Genomic DNA, 16,708 nt, shown 5'->3' with positions numbered 1-16,708 from the left:
CCATGCTGGACCGGCCGGGAAACAGTGTGGCACGCCTGATCGCGGCGCTCGATACCGCTGACCTCGCCCATGCCGAGGCGCTGGCGGCGGCGCTGGCGCCCCGCTGCGGCCTGCTGAAGGTGGGGCTGGAACTCTTCACCGCGGCGGGGCCGGAGGCGGTGCGGCGGATCGCGGCCAGGGCGCCGGTCTTCCTCGACCTCAAGCTGCACGATATCCCGAATACCGTGGCCGGCGCGGTGCGCGGGCTACTGCCGCTGCGCCCGGCCATGCTGACCCTGCACGCGGCCGGCGGCACGGCGATGCTGGCGGCGGCGCGGCAGGCGGCGGAGGCGGGTGGCGCCGCCCGGCCGATCCTGCTGGCGGTGACGGTGCTGACCAGCCTGGATGCCCCTGGCCTGGCCGATACCGGCGTGGCCGGCAGCCCGGTGGAGCAGGTGCTGCGGCTTGGCCGCCTGGCCCTAGCGGCGGGGGCGGATGGGCTGGTCTGCTCGCCGCAGGAAGTGGCGGCGCTGCGTGCTGCGCTCGGCCCGGAACCGCTGCTGGTGGTGCCGGGGGTGCGGCCCGCGGGCAGCGCCGCCGGCGACCAGGCCCGCACCGCCACGCCCTCCGAGGCGGTGGCGGCGGGGGCCGACTGGATCGTGCTCGGCCGCCCGCTGACCGGCGCCGCCGACCCGGCCGCCGCGGCGGTGGCGATCGCGGAGAGCCTGGCCGCGTGACACTGGTGAAGATCTGCGGGGTGAATGACGCGGCGGGCTTCGATGCCGCGGTGGCCGGCGGCGCCGATATGCTGGGCTTCGTCTTCTATCCGCCCTCGCCCCGCGCGCTGGCGCCGGCGGCGGCGGCGGCGCTCTCCGGCCGCAGCCCGGGGGGGCCGATCCGGGTCGGGCTCTTCGTGGACGCCGGGGATGCCGAGATCGCGGCGGTGCTGGCGGCCCTGCCGCTCGGCCTGATCCAGTTGCACGGGGCGGAGAGCCCGGCCCGCTGCGCCGCAATCCGCGCCCGCTTCGGCCTGCCGGTGATGAAGGCGCTGGGCATCGGCTCCGCCGCGGATCTGGCGGCGCTGGCGGAATTCGCCCCGGTGGTGGACCGCTTCCTGCTGGATGCCAAGCCGCCCGTGGGCGCCGAACTGCCGGGCGGCAATGCCGCCGCCTTCGACTGGTCGCTCACCGCCGGCCAGGCCATCCCGCGCCCCTGGCTGCTGGCCGGCGGGCTGACGCCGGAGAATGTGGCGGAGGCGATCCGGATGAGCGGCGCGCCCGGCGTCGACGTCTCCTCCGGCGTGGAGCGGGCGCGGGGGGTGAAGGATCCCGGCCGGATCGCCAGCTTCCTGGCGGCCGCGCGGGGCTAGGCCCACCGGTCATCAGGGCACCGCTTCCGCGCCCGGCCGTGTGGCGCTATGACGGCGCCATCAAAGGATGGCCGCCTTGACCCCTGTTCCCCCCGAATTCCTTCCGCCAGGGCCCCGACAGCCGCGGCCGCTTCGGCAGCTTCGGCGGCCGTTTCGTGGCCGAGACCCTGATGCCGCTGATCCTCGAGGTCGAGCGCGCCTATGAGGCGGCGAAGCGCGACCCGGGTTTCGATGCCGAATGGCGCCGGTTGCTGACCCATTATGTCGGCCGCCCGAGCCCGCTCTGGCATGCGGAGCGCCTGACCGCGCATCTGCGCGCCAAGGCGGCGGACCCGGCGCTTGGTGCCAAGGTGTATTTCAAGCGCGACGAGCTGAACCATACCGGCGCGCACAAGATCAATGCCGTGCTCGGCCAGATCCTGCTGGCGAAGCGGATGGGCAAGACCCGCATCATCGCCGAAACCGGCGCCGGCCAGCACGGCGTCGCCACCGCGACGGCCTGCGCGCTGTTCGACCTGCCCTGCACGGTGTTCATGGGCGCCACCGATGTCGAGCGGCAGCAGCCCAATGTCTTCCGCATGAAGCTGCTGGGCGCCGAGGTGATGCCCGTGACCTCGGGCGCCGCGACGCTGAAGGACGCGATGAACGAGGCGCTGCGGCATTGGGTCGCGAATGTCGAGGACACCTACTACTGCATCGGCACCGTCGCCGGCCCGCATCCCTATCCCGTCATGGTCCGCGACTTCCAGAGCGTGATCGGCGAGGAGGCGAAGCAGCAGATGCAGCAGGCCGAGGGCCGCCTGCCGGATGCGCTGGTGGCCGCCATCGGCGGCGGCAGCAACGCGATGGGGCTGTTCTTTCCCTTCCTCGATGACCCTTCCGTCGAGATGCATGGCGTGGAGGCGGCGGGGCGCGGCATCGAGACCGAGGAGCATGCGGCCTCGCTCACCAAGGGCCGCCCGGGCGTGCTGCACGGCAACCGCACCTACCTGCTGCAGGACGCGCATGGCCAGATCACCGAGGCGCATTCGATCAGCGCCGGCCTCGACTATCCCGGCGTCGGCCCCGAGCATTCCTGGCTCCATGAGCTGGGCCGGGTGAACTACGTCAGCGCCACGGATGACGAGGCGCTGGAGGCGTTCCAGCTCTGCTCGAAGCTCGAGGGCATCATCCCGGCGCTGGAGCCGGCGCATGCGCTGGCGCATGTGATCCGCCTCGCGCCCACCCTGCCGCGGGACCAGATCATCCTGATGAATCTCTGCGGCCGCGGCGACAAGGACATCTTCACCGTGGCACGGCATCTGGGAGTGGAAATGTGAGCGGGTCCGATCGCGGAGCACCGCAGCAGAGCGAGGAGCGGAGCGTGAATCAGACCGGGGCTGCATCGCGCATCGCGGAGCGCTTCGCGGCGCTGAAGCGCGAGGGCCGGGGCGCGCTGATTACCTACCTCCAGGCCTATGACCCGGACCCCGCCTGCTCGCTCGCCATCCTGCGCGGCCTGCCCGGCGCGGGCGCCGACCTGATCGAGATCGGCGTGCCCTTCACCGACCCGATGGCGGATGGCCCCTCCATCCAGCGGGCGGCGCAGCGGGCGCTGAAGGCCGGCGCGACGCTGGCCGGCGTGCTCGCCATGGTGCGCGATTTCCGGGCGCAGGACGCGGCCACGCCGGTCATCCTGATGGGCTACTACAATCCCATCCTGTCCTATGGCATCGACCGCTTCTGCTGCGATGCGGCGGCCTCGGGCGTCGATGGGCTGATCGTGGTGGACGTGCCGCCCGAGGAGGCGGACGAGATCGAGCCGCAGGCCCGCGCGGCCTCGCTCGACCTGATCCGCCTGGTGGCGCCCACCACGGATGAGGCGCGGCTGCCCCGCGTGCTCGCGGCCACCACGGGCTTCGTCTACTACGTCTCCATCACCGGCATCACCGGCACCCGCAGCGCCACCTCGGCGCAACTGGCCGAGGCCGTGCCGCGCATCCGCCGCCATACCGACCTGCCACTGGCCATCGGCTTCGGCATCCGCACGCCGCAGCAGGCGGCGGAGGCGGCGCGGCTCGCCGATGGCGCGGTGGTCGGCACCGCGCTGGTCGATACCCTGGCCGCCAGCCTGGACGAGGCGGGCCGCGCCCGGCCCGACACGGTGCGCCAGGTGCTGGACCAGGTGCGCTCCCTGGCCGAGGCGGTGCGCGCGGCCGGCAAGCAGGCGGCCTGAGGACGTGAACTGGATCAGCGAATGGGCCCTGCCCAAGATCAAGACGCTGTTCGGCGGGCCGCGCGAGGTGCCGGAGAATCTCTGGCACAAATGCCCGGCCTGCGAGCAGATGATCTTCCACCGCGACCTCGAACGCGCGCTGCATGTCTGCCCGCATTGCGGCCACCACATGCGCGTCGGCGCCAGGCAGCGCATGGACTATACCCTCGATCCCAACTGGCAGCGGATCGAGCTGCCGAAGGCGCCAGCCGATCCGCTGCGCTTCCGTGACCAGCGCCGCTACGGCGAACGCCTGCGGGACGCCCAGGCCAAGGCGGGGCAGGAGGATGCGGTGGTGGTGGCGCATGGCGCCATCGAGGGGCATCGCGCCGTGGTCGCCGCCTTCGAATTCTCCTTCATGGGCGGCTCCATGGGCGCCGGCGTCGGCGAGGCGCTGGTCACCGCGGCGCGGCTGGCGGTGCTGCAGGACAGCCCGCTGATCGTCTTCACCGCCTCCGGCGGCGCCCGCATGCAGGAGGGCGCCATCTCGCTGATGCAGATGCCGCGCACCGTCATCGCCACGCGCATGGTGAAGGAGGCGGGGCTGCCCTTCATCGTGGTCCTGGCCGACCCCACCACCGGCGGCGTGACCGCCAGCTTCGCCATGCTGGGCGACCTCCAGATCGCCGAGCCGGGCGCGCTGATCGGCTTCGCCGGCGCCCGCGTCATCGAGCAGACGGTGCGGGAGAAGCTGCCGGAGGGCTTCCAGCGCGCCGAATACCTGCTGGAACACGGCATCCTCGACATGGTGGTGAAGCGCGGCGAGATGCGCGCCACCCTGGCACGGCTGATCGGCCTGCTGCGGGTGCCGCAACGCGAGTCCGAATCACTGCCGGAACCGGAGGTCGAGGCGCCGCCCGCCCTGCCCGCCCCCGCCGAGGCCGAGAAACCCGCACCCGTCACGTGAGCCGCAGCGAAGCCGTCGTGCCGAAGGCACGCAAGGAAACCGTCGTGCCGAAGGCACGCAACGAAGCCGTCGTGCCGGAGGCACGCAAGGAAGCCGTCGTGCCGGAGGCACGCAAGGAAGCCATGGTCGTCCCGGAGGCGCGCAGCGAAGCCATCATCGAGCGGCTGCACGCGCTGCATCCGCGGCTGATCGATCTCAGCCTCGGCCGGATGCAGCGTGTCCTGGCGGCGCTCGGCCATCCGGAACGCGCCCTGCCGCCGGTGGTGCATGTGGCGGGGACCAATGGCAAGGGCTCCACCTGCGCCTTCCTGCGCGCCATCGCCGAGGCCGCGGGGCAGCGCGTGCATGTCTATACCTCGCCGCATCTCGTGCGCTTCCATGAGCGCATCCGCCTGGCCGGGACGCTGGTGGAGGAGCCCGCCCTGGCCGCGGCGCTGGAGGAGGTGGAGCGGCGCAATGCCGGCGCGGCCCTGACGGTCTTCGAGGTCATCACCGCCACCGCCTTCCTGCTGTTCAGCCGCGTCCCCGCCGATCTGCTGGTGCTGGAGGTGGGGCTCGGCGGCCGTTTCGACGCCACCAATGTGGTGGAGCGGCCGGCGGCCACCGCCATCGCCAGCATCTCCATGGATCACATGGAATTCCTCGGCGATACCCTGGGGAAGATCGCCTTCGAGAAGGCCGGCATCCTGAAGCCCGGCATCCCCTGCGCCACCGGCAGGCAGGAGCCGGCGGCGCTCGGCGTGCTGGCCGCGGAGGCGGAAGCGCTCGGCGCGCCGCTGCTGGCGCGTGGCCGGGACTGGCGCATGGAACCCGCGCCTGGCGGCCTCCGCTACACCGACGCGCAGGGCGCGCTGGAACTGCCGCCGCCGGGCCTGGCCGGGTTGCATCAGGCGGACAATGCCGGCATCGCCATCGCCGCGCTGCGCGCCTGGAACCCGCCCTGGCTGACGCCGGCCGCCATCGCCACCGGCCTCGCCCGCGCCGAATGGCCGGCCCGGCTGCAACGGCTGCACGGCGCGCTGGCGGCGCAATTGCCGGCGGATTGGGAACTCTGGCTCGATGGCGGCCACAATCCCGGCGCCGGCCAGGCCCTGGCCGAGCATCTGCGTGGCTGGCAGGACCGGCCCCTGCATCTGGTGGTCGGCATGAAGGCTTCGAAGGCGGCCGTGGAATTCCTGGCGCCGCTGCTGCCATTGGCCAGCACGGTCTGGGCGGTGGCGGAGCCGGGGCAGCACCTGGCCATGCCGGTGCCGGAGATCATCGCCGCCAGTGGTGGCATCGCGCGGCCCGGCCCGGAGGTGGCGGCGGCGCTGGCGCAACTGCCGCGCGGCGGGCCGCCGGCCCGGGTGCTGGTCTGCGGCAGCCTCTATCTGGCGGGCGAGGTGCTGAAGGCGGACGCTCCGGCCTGACGCGCGCGGCCGCGGCGCTGCCTATCTGCCCGCCATCATCCCGAGCGCCTGATAGAGCCGTGCCGCCGGCGGCCAGGCGGCCACGATATCGTCCCGGAAGGCCCAGCCTGCCACGACCAGCACCAGCACCAGCAGGATCGAGGCGACCCAGGCCAGCCAGAGCCAGGACCTGGGCGGCTCGTTGTCGCCCAGCCGGGGCAGCGGCGGGTCGATCAATTGCGGCAGCCGCCGTGGCGCCGGGCGCGGCGGCGGCAGATCCCGCGCCGCATCGGCTCGCCCGTCCTCCGGCACTGGCGGTGGCATGGCGTCGCGCAGGGCCTCGGCCGCGGTCCTGCCCGCCGGCACGGCGCCGGGTGCCGCGGCCGGCGGCTGGGCCAGCCAGGCATGGCCGCATTTGGCGCAGCGCAGCCTCCGGCCTGCCCCGATCAGCTCCTCGGGAATCTCGTAGGTGGCTTCGCAGGCAGGACAGGCAATGCGCATCGAAGGCGCAATGTGCGGGCGCGCCGCGGCCACGGCAAGCCGCCTTGGCGCCTGGTGGTCCGATCCTGACGCTTGGTCCCCAAGCGTCAGGTGAATCGGCCCACCAAACCAAGGCCAGTGGCGCAAGTCCAACGGTTCTTTCCGTTGGACTTGCACCACTGATCCTGTCCCGGCCCGCCCTTCGCAACCGCGGACGGGGCGCTCCAGCCGGGCAGGCAATCACGCTGGCGGTGCCTTCGGCTGTTGGCGGTTGGCGTCGCGGGCGGCATTGTCCGCGCCATGGTGCGTTTCGCGAGTGTTGGGCTGCGCTATGCCGGCCCGGCCGGGGCCGGCGGGGACCGGTCGGGGCCGGAAGTGTTGCACGACCTGTCCTTCATCCTGCCGACCGGCAGTTTCCACTGGCTGCTCGGCCCCTCGGGCGCCGGCAAATCCTCGCTGCTGCGCCTGATGCAACTGGCGCTGCGGCCGAGCCGGGGCGAGGTGGAGGTGCTGGGCGTGCCGCTTTCGCGGGTCCGGCGCGGCGCGCTGCCGGGGCTACGGCGGCGGATCGGCGTGGTCTACCAGGATTTCCGCCTGCTGCCGCATCTGCCGGTCTTCGACAACCTGGCGCTGCCGCTGCGCATCGCCGGCCGGGCGGAGCCGCAGATCCGCGCCGATGTGCAGGAGATGCTGCGCTGGGTCGGGCTGGAATCCAAGGCCGGCACGCTGCCCGCCGCGCTCTCGGGCGGCGAGCAGCAGCGCGTGGCGATCGCCCGTGCCGTGGTGATGCGCCCGGCCCTGCTGGTGGCCGATGAGCCTACCGGCAATCTCGACATCGCCCAGGCGCGGCGCGTGCTGGCGCTGTTGCAGGAGATGCACCGGCTGGGCACCACGGTGGTGGTCGCCACCCATGCGGAGGCGCTGGTGCAGGAACACCCGGCGCCGGCGCTGCGCCTGGCCGAGGGGCGGCTGGTGGCGCATGGTTAGAGCAGATCGCCGGAGGGCAGAGACGCCAGGAGGCGTGAATCTGCTCGGGAAACAACAGGCTACGGCGCATTGCAGTCCGGTTGGGACTGCAATGCGCCGTAGGCCCCAGGAGACCCACCGGTGATGCGCCCCTTGCGCCGCAGCCGGGGCCGCGATCCGCTCGGCCTCCGGCGCGCCCTGTCGGATCGGCTGCTGCCGGGGCTGGTGGCCGCCATGGCACTGCTCGGCGCCCTGGCGCTGGCCGGGGCGCGGGGCGCATCCGATCTCTCCGCCCGCTGGCAGGGCGGGGCCGCGGCGGCGATGACGGTGCAGCTTCCCGCCACCGCTCCGGCCGCCCAGGTGGAGCGCGCCCTGGCGGCGCTGCGCCGCCTGCCGGAGGTGGCCAAGGCCCAGGCGATGGAGCGTGAGCGGCTCGCCGCGCTGCTCCGCCCCTGGCTCGGCGAGGCGCCCGGGGCCGCCGCCGGCCTGGCGCTGCCCGTGGTGATCGAGTTGCACCTGCGCCGCCTGCCGCAGCAGCCGGAGGCGCTGGCGCTCGGCATCGCCCAGGCGGTGCCCGGCGCGCAGGTGGAGGCGCATGGCGTCTGGGTGGCGCGGCTGGTCGCGCTGGCCCGCAGCCTCCAGGGCGTGACCCTGGCGGCGCTGCTGCTGGTGGCCGGCATTGCCGCCGCGGTGGTGGCGGTGGCGGTGCGCGCCGGCATCGCGGCGCGGCGGGAGGCGATCGGCATCCTGCACGACCTCGGCGCCACGGATGCCGATATCGCCGGCCGCTTCGCCGGGCGCGTGGCGCTCCTGGTGGCGCTCGGCGCGCTGGCCGGCACCGTGCTGGCAGCGCCGGTGCTGGCGGGGCTCGCCGACCTCGCGGCGCCGCTGCTGGGCGGCCAGGCGGCGGCCTCGGTGCTGGGCCTGCCCTGGGGCAGCCTGCCCTGGGCGGAGCTGGCGCTGCTGCCGGTGCTCGGCGCCGGGATCGGCTGGGTCACGGCGCAGGTCACGGTGCGGCGCTGGCTGCGGCGGCTGGCATGAGCCGGCGCCCCGATGGACGGCGCCAGGGCCTGCGGCGGACGGCGCTGCTGAGTGCCGTGCTGCTGCTGCCCCTGCTGCTCGGGCTGGCCGGCTTCGCCTGGTTCCTGCATCGCGCCGCCGTCCCGCCCGCCGATCCGGCCCGGCACGCCGAGGGCATCGCGGTGCTGACCGGCGGCGCGGAGCGCGTGGAGACCGGCTTCCGGCTGCTGCTGGAGGACCAGGACGCGCAATTGATCGTCTCCGGCGTGCACCGCGACGTGACGCCGGCCGACCTCGCGCGCATGGCGGCGCTGGAGCCGGGGGCGCTGGGCTCGGGCGCGCTGGCCGGCCGCGTCACGCTCGGCCACCAGGCCACCAGCACCCGCGGCAATGCGGCGGAGATCGCCGGCTGGGCGCGGGCGCGGCACCTGCGCTCGATCCGCGTGGTGACGGCGGGCTACCACATGCCGCGCGCCTTGTTGGGATTGCAACGGGCCCTGCCGGAGGCGGTGCTGCTGCCGCATCCCGTGGTGCCGGCGCGGCTGCGCAACCCCGGCGCCATGGCGCGGCTCAGGACCTGGTCGCTGCTGGTGGGCGAATACCTGAAACTGCTCGGCGCGGCGCTGGGGCTCGCCCCCCGCCCGGTTCCGCCGCCCCTGGAATCCCGCTGATGCTTTGGCTGCGCTCCGCCCTGTTCAACCTGCTGTTCTTCGCCCTGACCGCGATCCTGGCGGTGGCGGCGCTGCCGGTGCTGGTGCTGCCGCGGCGCTGCATGCTGTGGATCTTCCACGCCTGGTCCTGGATCGTGGTGATGCTGCTGCGCAGCATCTGCGGCATCCGGCTGCGGGTGACGGGCACCGAGCATCTGCCGCGGGATGGCGCCGCGCTGATCGCCGCCAAGCACCAATCGGCCTTCGATACCATCATCTGGCTCGGGCTGCTGCCCAGGCCCGCCTATGTGCTGAAGCGGGAATTGCTGTGGATTCCGATCTATGGCTGGCTGGTCCGCCGGGCCCGGATGATCGCGGTGGACCGCGAGGCCGGCGGCGCCGCCATGCGCCACCTGATGCGGGCAGGGCGGCAGGCGGCGGCGGAGGGCCGCCAGATGGTGATCTTCCCGGAAGGCACGCGGGTTGCCCCCGGCGCGCATGTGCCCTACCAGCCCGGTATCGCCGCCCTGGCCGCCGTCACCGGCCTGCCGGTGATCCCCGTGGCGACCGACAGCGGCCTGCATTGGGGCCGGCGGGCCTTCCGCAAGCGGCCCGGCACCATCACCGTCGCGATCCTGCCGCCGCTGCCGGCAGGGTTGCGGCGGGAAGCGCTTCTGCAATGTCTGGAGGCGGTGATCGAGGCCGAGACCGCCCGACTGGTGGCTGTCAAGCCTGTGGACAACTCCGTGGATTAGAAGTGGCGCAGTCTTCGTCCATGACTCCAGAAAGGCTCCCCAAAGCTCTGCGAACAAGCGGTTTTCCACCCCTGCGATCCGGTGTGCGGGAGTTTTCCACAGCCACCGTTTCCCGCTAACCATCTGAAATAGATAGGTTTTTCTGTGGGGTTCCGGTGAGCGGCCGCGGCAGGCGCCGGGGCTGCGGAAAATGATCCACCTCCGGTCCGGTGGGGCTGGCCGGATTGTGGACAATCCGCGGGAAGGCCGGTCAGGCTGGGGGTAGCAGCGCCGCGATCCGGTCGAGGCCGGCATCCCGCACGCCCATCGCCCGCAAATGCGCCACCGTGTTCAGGAGATAGTCCCGGTTCGGCCCCATCTGCCCGACCCCCTGGGCGATGGCCGCCGCCGCCAGCTCCGCCGCCGGGCGGCAGTAGCTGGCATGGGCCCGATCCGCCACGAAGGCCACCGCCTGCACCACCCGGCCGCTGTCGAGCAGGGTCACCGGCAGCATCCGGCGTTCATAGACTGCCTCGTTGCCGGGCATTTCGCGTTCCTGGAGGTAGTCCAGCACCTCCGGCGCCTCCACCCCCGGCACCCGGAAGGCCAAGCCCCGGCAGGCGCCGCCGCGGTCGAGGCCGAGCACCAGGCCCGGCGCCTCCGGCGTGCCGCGGTAGAGGCGGCTCCAGATGCAGAAGCGGCGGTGGAAGCCGCGCAGCAGGGCCGGATGCAGCCCGGCATGCGGGAAGCCCGGCTTCCAGATCAGCGAGCCATAGCCGAAGACATAGAGATGCCCATCCGGATCGAGCGGCGGGGAGAGGGCAGGCAGGACTTCGGACATGCAGGGTCGATCTCTGGGGTCATCCGGGCGACGCGGCCGGCCTGGAACGGGCTCCGGCCGCGCCAGGATACAAGCCCGGCCCGCCACTGGAAGGCGTCGCACCGGGAAGGCACCCTTGCGGGAGGAGCATGTGGGAATTCGCAATGGACGCGCCGGGCGGGTATAGCGCTCCGCACCATGCAAGCCACGCCGCCGCCCCGCAGGGGAGGCGCCGCCGGGGCGCGCGCCGGCCGGCTGGCCCTGCGCGGCCTGCTCGGCGCCGCCCTGCTTCTCGCCCTGCTCGCTGCCGGGCATGCGCTGCTCTGGCGCTGGATGGGCAGCCAATTGCAGGACGGCTTCACCGCCTGGGCCGAGACCCGCCGCGCCCAGGGCTGGCGGGTGGAGCATGCGCCGCCGCTGCGCGGCGGCTGGCCCTTCGCCGCCACCCTCACCCTGCCGCGCTTCCACCTGGAAGGCGGCGGCGCCACCCTGCCCGGCGGCATGGACTGGCAGGCCGAGGCGCTGGTGCTGCGCCTCTCGCCGCCCCGGCTCGACCGGCTGGCGGTGGAGATGCCCGGCCGCCACCGCCTGCGGCTGGGCGAGATGCTGCTTCCCTTCACCGCCGACCGCCTGGTCGCCACCCTGCCGATCGAACGCAACGTGCTGCCCCGCGAGGCCAGGATGGAGGCCGAGCGGCTGCGGCTCGGCACCGTCACCGGCGCGGTGGAGATCCGTGCCGCCGAGCTGGAGATCGAGACCCGCATCACCGCCATCGAGGGGGGAGCCCGCGGTGACGCTGCGCCTCGGTGCCGAGGCGGTGGAATTGCCACCCGGCCTCGCGGCCGCCCCGGCGGTCCGCACCCTCGGCCCCCGGCTGCAAAGCCTGGCGCTGGACCTGGCGCTGACCGGCCCGGTGCCGCCCGGGCGCGGCCCCACCCGCAAGGCGAAGGCCTGGCGCGATGGCGGCGGCACACTGGGATTGCGCAGGCTGGACCTGCGCTGGGGCCAGGTGGCCGGCACCGCAACGGCAACGCTCACGCTGGATGAGGACCTGCAACCCATGGGCGCCGGCACGCTGCGCCTGGCCGGCGGCGGCGAGGCGCTGGAGGCCGCCGCCGCGGCCGGGCTGCTGACGCCGCGCGCCGCCACCACCGCCCGCACGGTGCTGCGCCTGCTCAGCCGCGTCCCGGCGGAGGGCGGCCCGCCGCAACTCGACGTGCCGCTGACCCTGGAGGACCGGGCGCTGACCCTGGCCCGCATCCCGGTGGCCCGCCTGCCGGCCTGGACCTGGCCGGTGCCGCCCGATGCGGCGAACGACCCCTCGTTGCCGGGGCGCGACTGACGCCCTCGCACGGCCCCCCTGGCCTTCCGGCCGGTGCCGCCCTATAGTCGGCGTCATGCCCCGTCTTCGGACCTTGACTGCGCGAATTACCGGCCCGGCCGCCTGAGCCGCGCCATGGCGAATGGCGCGTGCCGCGCCGCCGGGTTCCTCCCCGCCGCCTGCCCCTCGCGCCCGAAGCCGGAGCCACCCCTGATGTCCAATACCCATGCCGTCCGATTCCATGTGCTGGCCGAAGCCTGTCCCGGACTGCTGCCCCGCCTGCTGCAACCCCTCGCCAGGCGCGACCTGGTGCCCGATGCCTTCCAGGCGCGGCGCGAGGGCGAGCTGATGCGGGCCGAGATCACGCTGCATGCGATGCCGGCGGAGATGGTGCATCTGGTCGCCGGCAATCTCGGCCAGGTGGTGGGCGTGCTGGAGGTGGAGACCCGGCGGCCCGAAGCGGCCATCCGCCGCGCCGCCTGACCCGGAGGCGGAACAACCGCTCGTGATATTGTCACGCGGCGGGGATGGCCACCCATGCTAACGCCTTCCAGGCACGGGATGTGGAGGTGTGAGGCCCATGCTGTGGGATGCCTTCCCCAGCGCGCTTGACCTGGCGCGTTTCCAATTCGCCTTCACCGTCACCTTCCACTTCCTGTTCCCGGCCTTCACCATCGGGCTGGCCAGCTACCTCGCGGTGCTGGAGGGGCTGTGGCTCTGGACGAAGCGGGAGATCTATCTCGACATCTTCCGCTACTGGCTGAAGGTCTTCGCCGTGAACTTCGCCATGGGCGTGGTTTCCGGCATCGTGCTCTCCTACCAGTTCGGCACCAACTGGTCGGTCTTCGCCGACCGCACCGGGCCGGTGCTCGGCCCGCTGCTCGGCTATGAGGTGCTGACCGCCTTCTTCCTGGAAGCGGGCTTCCTCGGCGTCATGCTGTTTGGGCTGGAACGGGTGGGGCGGCGGCTGCATTTCACCGCGACGGTGCTGGTCGCGATCGGCACGCTGATCTCCGGCTTCTGGATCCTGTCCGCGAATTCCTGGATGCAGACGCCGACCGGCCATAGCATCGGCCCGGATGGCCGCTTCCTGCCGGAGGACTGGTGGGCGATCATCTTCAACCCGTCCTTCCCCTTCCGCTACCTGCACACCATCACCGGCGCCTTTCTCACCACCGCCATGATCGTCGGCGCGGTGGGGGCCTTCCATGTGCTGCGGAACGGCGCCAATGCGCGGGCGCGCATCATGTTCAGCATGGCGATGTGGATGGCCGCGGCGGTGGCGCCGGCCCAGGCGGTGTTCGGCGACCTCCAGGGCCTCTGGGCGCTGCACTACCAGCCGCAGAAGGTGGCGGCCATGGAGGGGCATTGGGAAACCTACCGCGGCGCGCCGCTGATTCTGTTCGGCATGCCGGACATGGAGCGCGAGGAGACGCGGCTGGCCCTCCAGATCCCGCATCTCGGCAGCCTGATCCTGCGGCATGAATGGGATGGCGAGATCCTGGGGCTGAAGGCCTTCCCGCGCGATGCCCGCCCCACCAATGTGCCGCTGGTCTTCTGGTCCTTCCGCATCATGGTGGCGGTCGGGCTGCTGATGATCGCGCTCGGCCTGGTTTCGCTCTGGCTGCGCTGGCGTGGCACGCTGTACCGGCGCGAGTGGTTCCTGCGCTGGGCGGTGGCGATGGGGCCTTCGGGGCTGATCGCCGTGACCTTCGGCTGGATCACCACGGAGACCGGGCGGCAGCCCTTCACGGTCTATGGGCTGATGCGCACGGCCGAGAGCGTCTCGCCGATCGCCGCGCCGGCGGTGCTGACCTCATTGGCGATGTTCGTCGTGGTCTATTTCGTCGTCTTCGGCGCCGGCATCTGGTACCTGTTCCGGCTGTTCCGGCATCCGCCCGAGGCGCATGAGAGCGGCCCGCCGCGCGGCGAGCCGATCCGCACCGCCGGCATCACCCCGGCGCCCTCGGTCGATCCCCGGGCGGTGCCGGCCGCCGCCCAATCCGCTGCACCCGGGGAGTAGCGCCCATGTCGGCCGAGACCATCGCCACCGTCTGGGCGCTGCTGATCGCCACCGCCGTCTTTCTCTATGTCTGCCTGGACGGCTTCGATCTCGGCGTCGGCATCCTGTTCCCCTGGATCCATGGCAGGGAGGACCGCGACATCTCGGTGAACACCACGGCGCCGGTCTGGGATGGCAACGAGACCTGGCTGGTGCTCGGCGGCGCCGGGCTCTTTGCGGTCTTCCCGCTGGCCTATGCCACCATCATGCCGGCGCTCTACATGCCGATCATCATCATGCTGCTGGCGCTGATCTTCCGCGGCGTCGCCTTCGAGATGCGCTTCCGCACCGAGACTCTGAAGCAGACCATGTGGTGGGATCGCTCCTTCTCCGGCGGCAGCTATGTCGCGACCTTCGCCCAGGGGATCGCGCTCGGCGCGCTGGTGCAGGGGATCGAGGTGGAGGAGCGCGCCTATGCCGGCGGCTGGTGGGACTGGCTCTCGCCCTTCTCGGTGCTGACCGGCGTGGCGCTGCTGGCGGGCTATGGCTTGCTCGGCGCCTGCTGGCTGGTCTGGAAGACCGAGGGCGAGCTGCAGGACCAGGTGCGGGCGCTGGCGCGGCGGCTCGGCGTCCTGACGCTGCTCTTCATCGCGGCGGTGAGCCTCATCATGCCCTTCCTGCAACCGGGATTCCGGGCGCGCTGGTTCGACTTCCCGCTGATCCTGCTGGCCCTGCCGGTGCCGGTGCTGGTGGTGTTCCTGGCCTGGCGGATGTTCCGCGCCCTGGAGGAGAGCGGCCATGCGGCGCGGGCCCGGACGGAGCCCGTGCCGCCCCGCCAAGTGTTGTGGCGGGATGGGCTGCCCTTCCTCTGCGCGCTGGGGCTGTTCTTCCTGTCCTATACCGGGCTCGGCATTTCCATGTGGCCGATGATGGTGCCGCCCGAGATCACCATCTGGGACGCCGCGGCGCCACGCTCCACCCAGTTGTTCATGCTGGTGGGGGCGGCGGTGCTGATCCCGATCATCCTGGCCTATACGGGGTATGTGTACTGGCTGTTCCGCGGGAAGGTGCAGGCGGGGCAGGGGTATCATTGAGCGGGCCAAAGGCGCGGCGCTGGTTGTGGTTCCTGGTGCTGTGGGGGGCTGGCGTGGCGGCGGTGGGCGTGGTGGCGATGGTGCTGCGCTGGGTGCTGCGGGGCGTCTGATCCGGTGTTCCGCCCTGGGACAAGCATGGAGCCCGTGCCGTGAAAACGCTTCTCCTGCCGTCCATCGTATCGCTTGCGGCTCTGGCCGCCATTCCCTGCGCCGCTGAGATGTTCGGCCAGGATTACGGGCCCTGCGCGGAACAGACAACCACCACCGCCATCGTGGCCTGCGCGGATGCCCGCACCAGAGTTTGGGATCAGAGGCTGAATGCCGCCTACGCGGCCCTCCAAAAACGCATTGATCCCGGGCAACGCGATCCATTGAGGGCAGCACAAAGGCTGTGGATTCAGTACCGCGATGCCAATTGCCGCTTCTACGGGTCCCAGGAAGGCTCGATCCGGCAGATCCAGGGTGCCGAATGCTTTCGCGCCATGACTCAGGACAGGGCGCTCGAACTCGAGCAGGCGATGAAGTTCGACTAGGATGCTGCCTTCGTAGCGGCGGTGGTCGAGCAAGCCGGCGCCGCGATCCGTTTGTTATTGATCCGGTTTGGGTGCTCTTGAGGGCAAGTAGGATCGGCCCAGATGGGCGGCATGAAGCATGTGGACATGCGCAAGCTGCCGGCGGCGGCGCAAGAGGAACGCCGGCGACAGGTGATCGGGCTACGCCAAGCTGGCCAGACCTATGATGCCATTGCGGCGCAGGTGGGGCTGAGCCCGACCGGGGTATTCGACATCGTCAAGCGCTACGCTGAGCGGGGCGCGGCCGGGCTGCAGACTGGTCCGCGCGGGCCGGAGCCGGGGCATGGACGGTTCCTTGGCGCCGAGGAGGAGTTGGAGGCCCAGGTCCTGATCCAGCGCCACATACCTGACGAGTTGGGCCTGCCGTTTGCGCTCTGGAGCCGAGCCGCGGTGCGGGAGTTGATCTGGCAGCGCTTCGGGGTGCGGCTGGCGGTGCGCACCATGGGCACCTACCTGGCGCGCTGGGGCTTCACCGCCCAGAAGCCGCTGCGACGGGCCTACGAGCAGGACCCGGCAGCGGTGCGGCGCTGGCTGCGGCACGATTACCCGGCGATTGCCGCCCGGGCCAAAGCCGAGGGTGGCGTTGTCTTCTGGGGTGATGAGACCGGCCTGCGCTCTGATGACGTGCGCGGCCGCAGCTACGCGCCCCGGGGCCGCACGCCAGAGGTGCGGGTCAACCACAAGCGGGCCAACCTCGGCCTGATCTCGGCGGTGACCAACAAGGGCGAGCTGCGCTGGATGGTGCTGGACGGCGCCATCACGGCACCGGACCTGCTCCGCTTCCTCGCCCGTCTGGTCCGGGATGCCGGCCAGAAAGTCGTCCTCATCCTCGACCGCCTGCCGGTCCATCGCTCGGCCAAGGTCCGCGCCTGGCTTGTCGGGCGGGAGGCCGAGATCGAGGTGTTCTACCTCCCCGGCTACAGCCCCGAACTCAATCCGGACGAGGGCGTCAACGGCGACCTGAAGCAGGCGGTCACCCGCCAGGAGCCGGCACGCAGCAAGGTGCAGCTCAAGCGTGCCGCCATCGGCCACATGCGCAAGCTGTCGAAGCTACCCGATCGCGTCCGCAGCTTCTTCGGGCATAGGACCTTTCGCTACGCTGCATAGCCCAAGATTACCCAGGCCGGATCAATAGAAACAGGCGAGTTCTGG

Annotated in this window: 17 protein-coding genes and 1 pseudogene; 16 read left to right on the top strand and 2 right to left on the bottom strand. The window is 72.1% G+C overall.

Annotation, left to right across the window (positions count from 1 at the left end):
- Positions 1 to 2 precede the first annotated feature (2 nt).
- The 6 genes from pyrF to KSF81_RS03850 all read left to right on the top strand — a co-directional run bounded on the left by pyrF (position 3) and on the right by KSF81_RS03850 (position 5,918).
- On the top strand, positions 3 to 716 hold the full coding sequence (gene pyrF / locus KSF81_RS03875) for an orotidine-5'-phosphate decarboxylase (protein ID WP_217377857.1): 714 nt from the start codon (positions 3 to 5) through the stop codon (positions 714 to 716).
- Complete coding sequence (locus tag KSF81_RS03870; RefSeq protein WP_217377856.1) at positions 713 to 1,348, top strand: phosphoribosylanthranilate isomerase; 636 nt, start codon at positions 713 to 715, stop codon at positions 1,346 to 1,348. The genes pyrF and KSF81_RS03870 overlap by 4 nt, the downstream gene beginning before the upstream one ends.
- An 83-nt stretch (positions 1,349 to 1,431) precedes the next feature.
- The gene (gene trpB / locus KSF81_RS03865) at positions 1,432 to 2,667 is read left to right on the top strand and encodes a tryptophan synthase subunit beta (protein WP_217381549.1); all 1,236 of its coding nucleotides are present in this window, start codon (positions 1,432 to 1,434) and stop codon (positions 2,665 to 2,667) included.
- Between the two features lie 44 nt (positions 2,668 to 2,711).
- Positions 2,712 to 3,563 carry a tryptophan synthase subunit alpha gene (gene trpA, locus KSF81_RS03860; protein WP_217381548.1) on the top strand — a complete coding sequence of 284 codons (852 nt, stop codon included), beginning with the start codon at positions 2,712 to 2,714 and terminating at the stop codon, positions 3,561 to 3,563.
- Positions 3,564 to 3,567: 4 nt separating this feature from the next.
- Positions 3,568 to 4,509 (top strand): acetyl-CoA carboxylase, carboxyltransferase subunit beta, encoded by a 942-nt coding sequence (accD, locus tag KSF81_RS03855; RefSeq protein WP_217377854.1) that lies wholly within the window; start codon positions 3,568 to 3,570, stop codon positions 4,507 to 4,509.
- Between the two features lie 122 nt (positions 4,510 to 4,631).
- Positions 4,632 to 5,918, top strand: a complete 1,287-nt coding sequence (locus KSF81_RS03850) for a folylpolyglutamate synthase/dihydrofolate synthase family protein (RefSeq protein WP_217381547.1) — start codon at positions 4,632 to 4,634, stop codon at positions 5,916 to 5,918.
- Between the two features lie 21 nt (positions 5,919 to 5,939).
- Here KSF81_RS03850 and KSF81_RS03845 read toward each other — a convergent pair whose 3' ends face one another.
- Entirely contained in the window at positions 5,940 to 6,398 is a 459-nt protein-coding gene (locus tag KSF81_RS03845; RefSeq protein WP_217377852.1) for a zinc-ribbon domain-containing protein, read from the bottom strand.
- Positions 6,399 to 6,677: 279 nt separating this feature from the next.
- Between KSF81_RS03845 and KSF81_RS03840 the strand changes: the two genes are divergently transcribed.
- From KSF81_RS03840 to KSF81_RS03825, 4 genes are all read left to right on the top strand, one after another.
- Entirely contained in the window at positions 6,678 to 7,364 is a 687-nt protein-coding gene (locus KSF81_RS03840; protein ID WP_217377851.1) for a cell division ATP-binding protein FtsE, read from the top strand.
- Positions 7,365 to 7,487: 123 nt separating this feature from the next.
- Positions 7,488 to 8,384 carry an ABC transporter permease gene (locus KSF81_RS03835; protein ID WP_217377850.1) on the top strand — a complete coding sequence of 299 codons (897 nt, stop codon included), beginning with the start codon at positions 7,488 to 7,490 and terminating at the stop codon, positions 8,382 to 8,384.
- On the top strand, positions 8,381 to 9,034 hold the full coding sequence (locus tag KSF81_RS03830; protein ID WP_217377849.1) for a YdcF family protein: 654 nt from the start codon (positions 8,381 to 8,383) through the stop codon (positions 9,032 to 9,034). The genes KSF81_RS03835 and KSF81_RS03830 overlap by 4 nt, the downstream gene beginning before the upstream one ends.
- Positions 9,034 to 9,768 (top strand): 1-acyl-sn-glycerol-3-phosphate acyltransferase, encoded by a 735-nt coding sequence (locus KSF81_RS03825; protein WP_217377848.1) that lies wholly within the window; start codon positions 9,034 to 9,036, stop codon positions 9,766 to 9,768. Before KSF81_RS03830 ends, KSF81_RS03825 begins: the two co-directional genes overlap by 1 nt.
- 250 nt (positions 9,769 to 10,018) lie before the next feature.
- Here KSF81_RS03825 and KSF81_RS03820 read toward each other — a convergent pair whose 3' ends face one another.
- Positions 10,019 to 10,588: a gamma-glutamylcyclotransferase gene (locus tag KSF81_RS03820; RefSeq protein WP_217377847.1), complete on the bottom strand. Its 570-nt coding sequence runs from the start codon at positions 10,586 to 10,588 to the stop codon at positions 10,019 to 10,021.
- Here KSF81_RS03820 and KSF81_RS31840 point away from each other — a divergent pair.
- The 6 genes and pseudogenes from KSF81_RS31840 (at position 10,475) to KSF81_RS03785 (ending at position 16,663) form a co-directional block, all read left to right on the top strand.
- A pseudogene (locus tag KSF81_RS31840) lies at positions 10,475 to 11,909 on the top strand (DUF2125 domain-containing protein). The gene KSF81_RS03820 and the pseudogene KSF81_RS31840 sit on opposite strands and share 114 nt — an antisense overlap.
- Positions 11,910 to 12,023: 114 nt before the next feature.
- Positions 12,024 to 12,371, top strand: a complete 348-nt coding sequence (locus tag KSF81_RS03810; RefSeq protein ID WP_254453352.1) for a hypothetical protein — start codon at positions 12,024 to 12,026, stop codon at positions 12,369 to 12,371.
- Between the two features lie 97 nt (positions 12,372 to 12,468).
- Positions 12,469 to 13,911 carry a cytochrome ubiquinol oxidase subunit I gene (locus tag KSF81_RS03805; RefSeq protein ID WP_217377843.1) on the top strand — a complete coding sequence of 481 codons (1,443 nt, stop codon included), beginning with the start codon at positions 12,469 to 12,471 and terminating at the stop codon, positions 13,909 to 13,911.
- Between the two features lie 5 nt (positions 13,912 to 13,916).
- The gene (cydB, locus tag KSF81_RS03800; protein ID WP_217377842.1) at positions 13,917 to 14,984 is read left to right on the top strand and encodes a cytochrome d ubiquinol oxidase subunit II; all 1,068 of its coding nucleotides are present in this window, start codon (positions 13,917 to 13,919) and stop codon (positions 14,982 to 14,984) included.
- Between the two features lie 149 nt (positions 14,985 to 15,133).
- A complete protein-coding gene (locus tag KSF81_RS03790) occupies positions 15,134 to 15,517 on the top strand; it encodes a lysozyme inhibitor LprI family protein (RefSeq protein WP_217377841.1) in 384 nt (127 codons plus the stop codon).
- 111 nt (positions 15,518 to 15,628) lie between these two features.
- A complete protein-coding gene (locus KSF81_RS03785) occupies positions 15,629 to 16,663 on the top strand; it encodes an IS630 family transposase (RefSeq protein WP_217381544.1) in 1,035 nt (344 codons plus the stop codon).
- The last annotated feature ends 45 nt before the right edge of the window (positions 16,664 to 16,708 follow it).

It is taken from the genome of Siccirubricoccus sp. G192 (assembly GCF_019084075.1).
Lineage (GTDB): Bacteria > Pseudomonadota > Alphaproteobacteria > Acetobacterales > Acetobacteraceae > G192.
This window is presented reverse-complemented; position numbering and strand designations above follow the sequence as displayed.

Bases quoted from the DNA above. Each gene is read 5' to 3' on its own strand.
- pyrF (WP_217377857.1), top strand. From the start codon at position 3: ATGCTGGACCGGCCGGGAAACAGTGTGGCACGCCTGATCGCGGCGCTC.
- KSF81_RS03850 (WP_217381547.1), top strand. From the start codon at position 4,632: ATGGTCGTCCCGGAGGCGCGCAGCGAAGCCATCATCGAGCGGCTGCAC.
- KSF81_RS03845 (WP_217377852.1), bottom strand. From the start codon at position 6,398: ATGCGCATTGCCTGTCCTGCCTGCGAAGCCACCTACGAGATTCCCGAG.
- KSF81_RS03840 (WP_217377851.1), top strand. From the start codon at position 6,678: ATGGTGCGTTTCGCGAGTGTTGGGCTGCGCTATGCCGGCCCGGCCGGG.
- KSF81_RS03835 (WP_217377850.1), top strand. From the start codon at position 7,488: ATGCGCCCCTTGCGCCGCAGCCGGGGCCGCGATCCGCTCGGCCTCCGG.
- KSF81_RS03830 (WP_217377849.1), top strand. From the start codon at position 8,381: ATGAGCCGGCGCCCCGATGGACGGCGCCAGGGCCTGCGGCGGACGGCG.
- KSF81_RS03825 (WP_217377848.1), top strand. From the start codon at position 9,034: ATGCTTTGGCTGCGCTCCGCCCTGTTCAACCTGCTGTTCTTCGCCCTG.
- KSF81_RS03820 (WP_217377847.1), bottom strand. From the start codon at position 10,588: ATGTCCGAAGTCCTGCCTGCCCTCTCCCCGCCGCTCGATCCGGATGGG.
- KSF81_RS03810 (WP_254453352.1), top strand. From the start codon at position 12,024: ATGGCGAATGGCGCGTGCCGCGCCGCCGGGTTCCTCCCCGCCGCCTGC.
- KSF81_RS03805 (WP_217377843.1), top strand. From the start codon at position 12,469: ATGCTGTGGGATGCCTTCCCCAGCGCGCTTGACCTGGCGCGTTTCCAA.
- cydB (WP_217377842.1), top strand. From the start codon at position 13,917: ATGTCGGCCGAGACCATCGCCACCGTCTGGGCGCTGCTGATCGCCACC.
- KSF81_RS03785 (WP_217381544.1), top strand. From the start codon at position 15,629: ATGAAGCATGTGGACATGCGCAAGCTGCCGGCGGCGGCGCAAGAGGAA.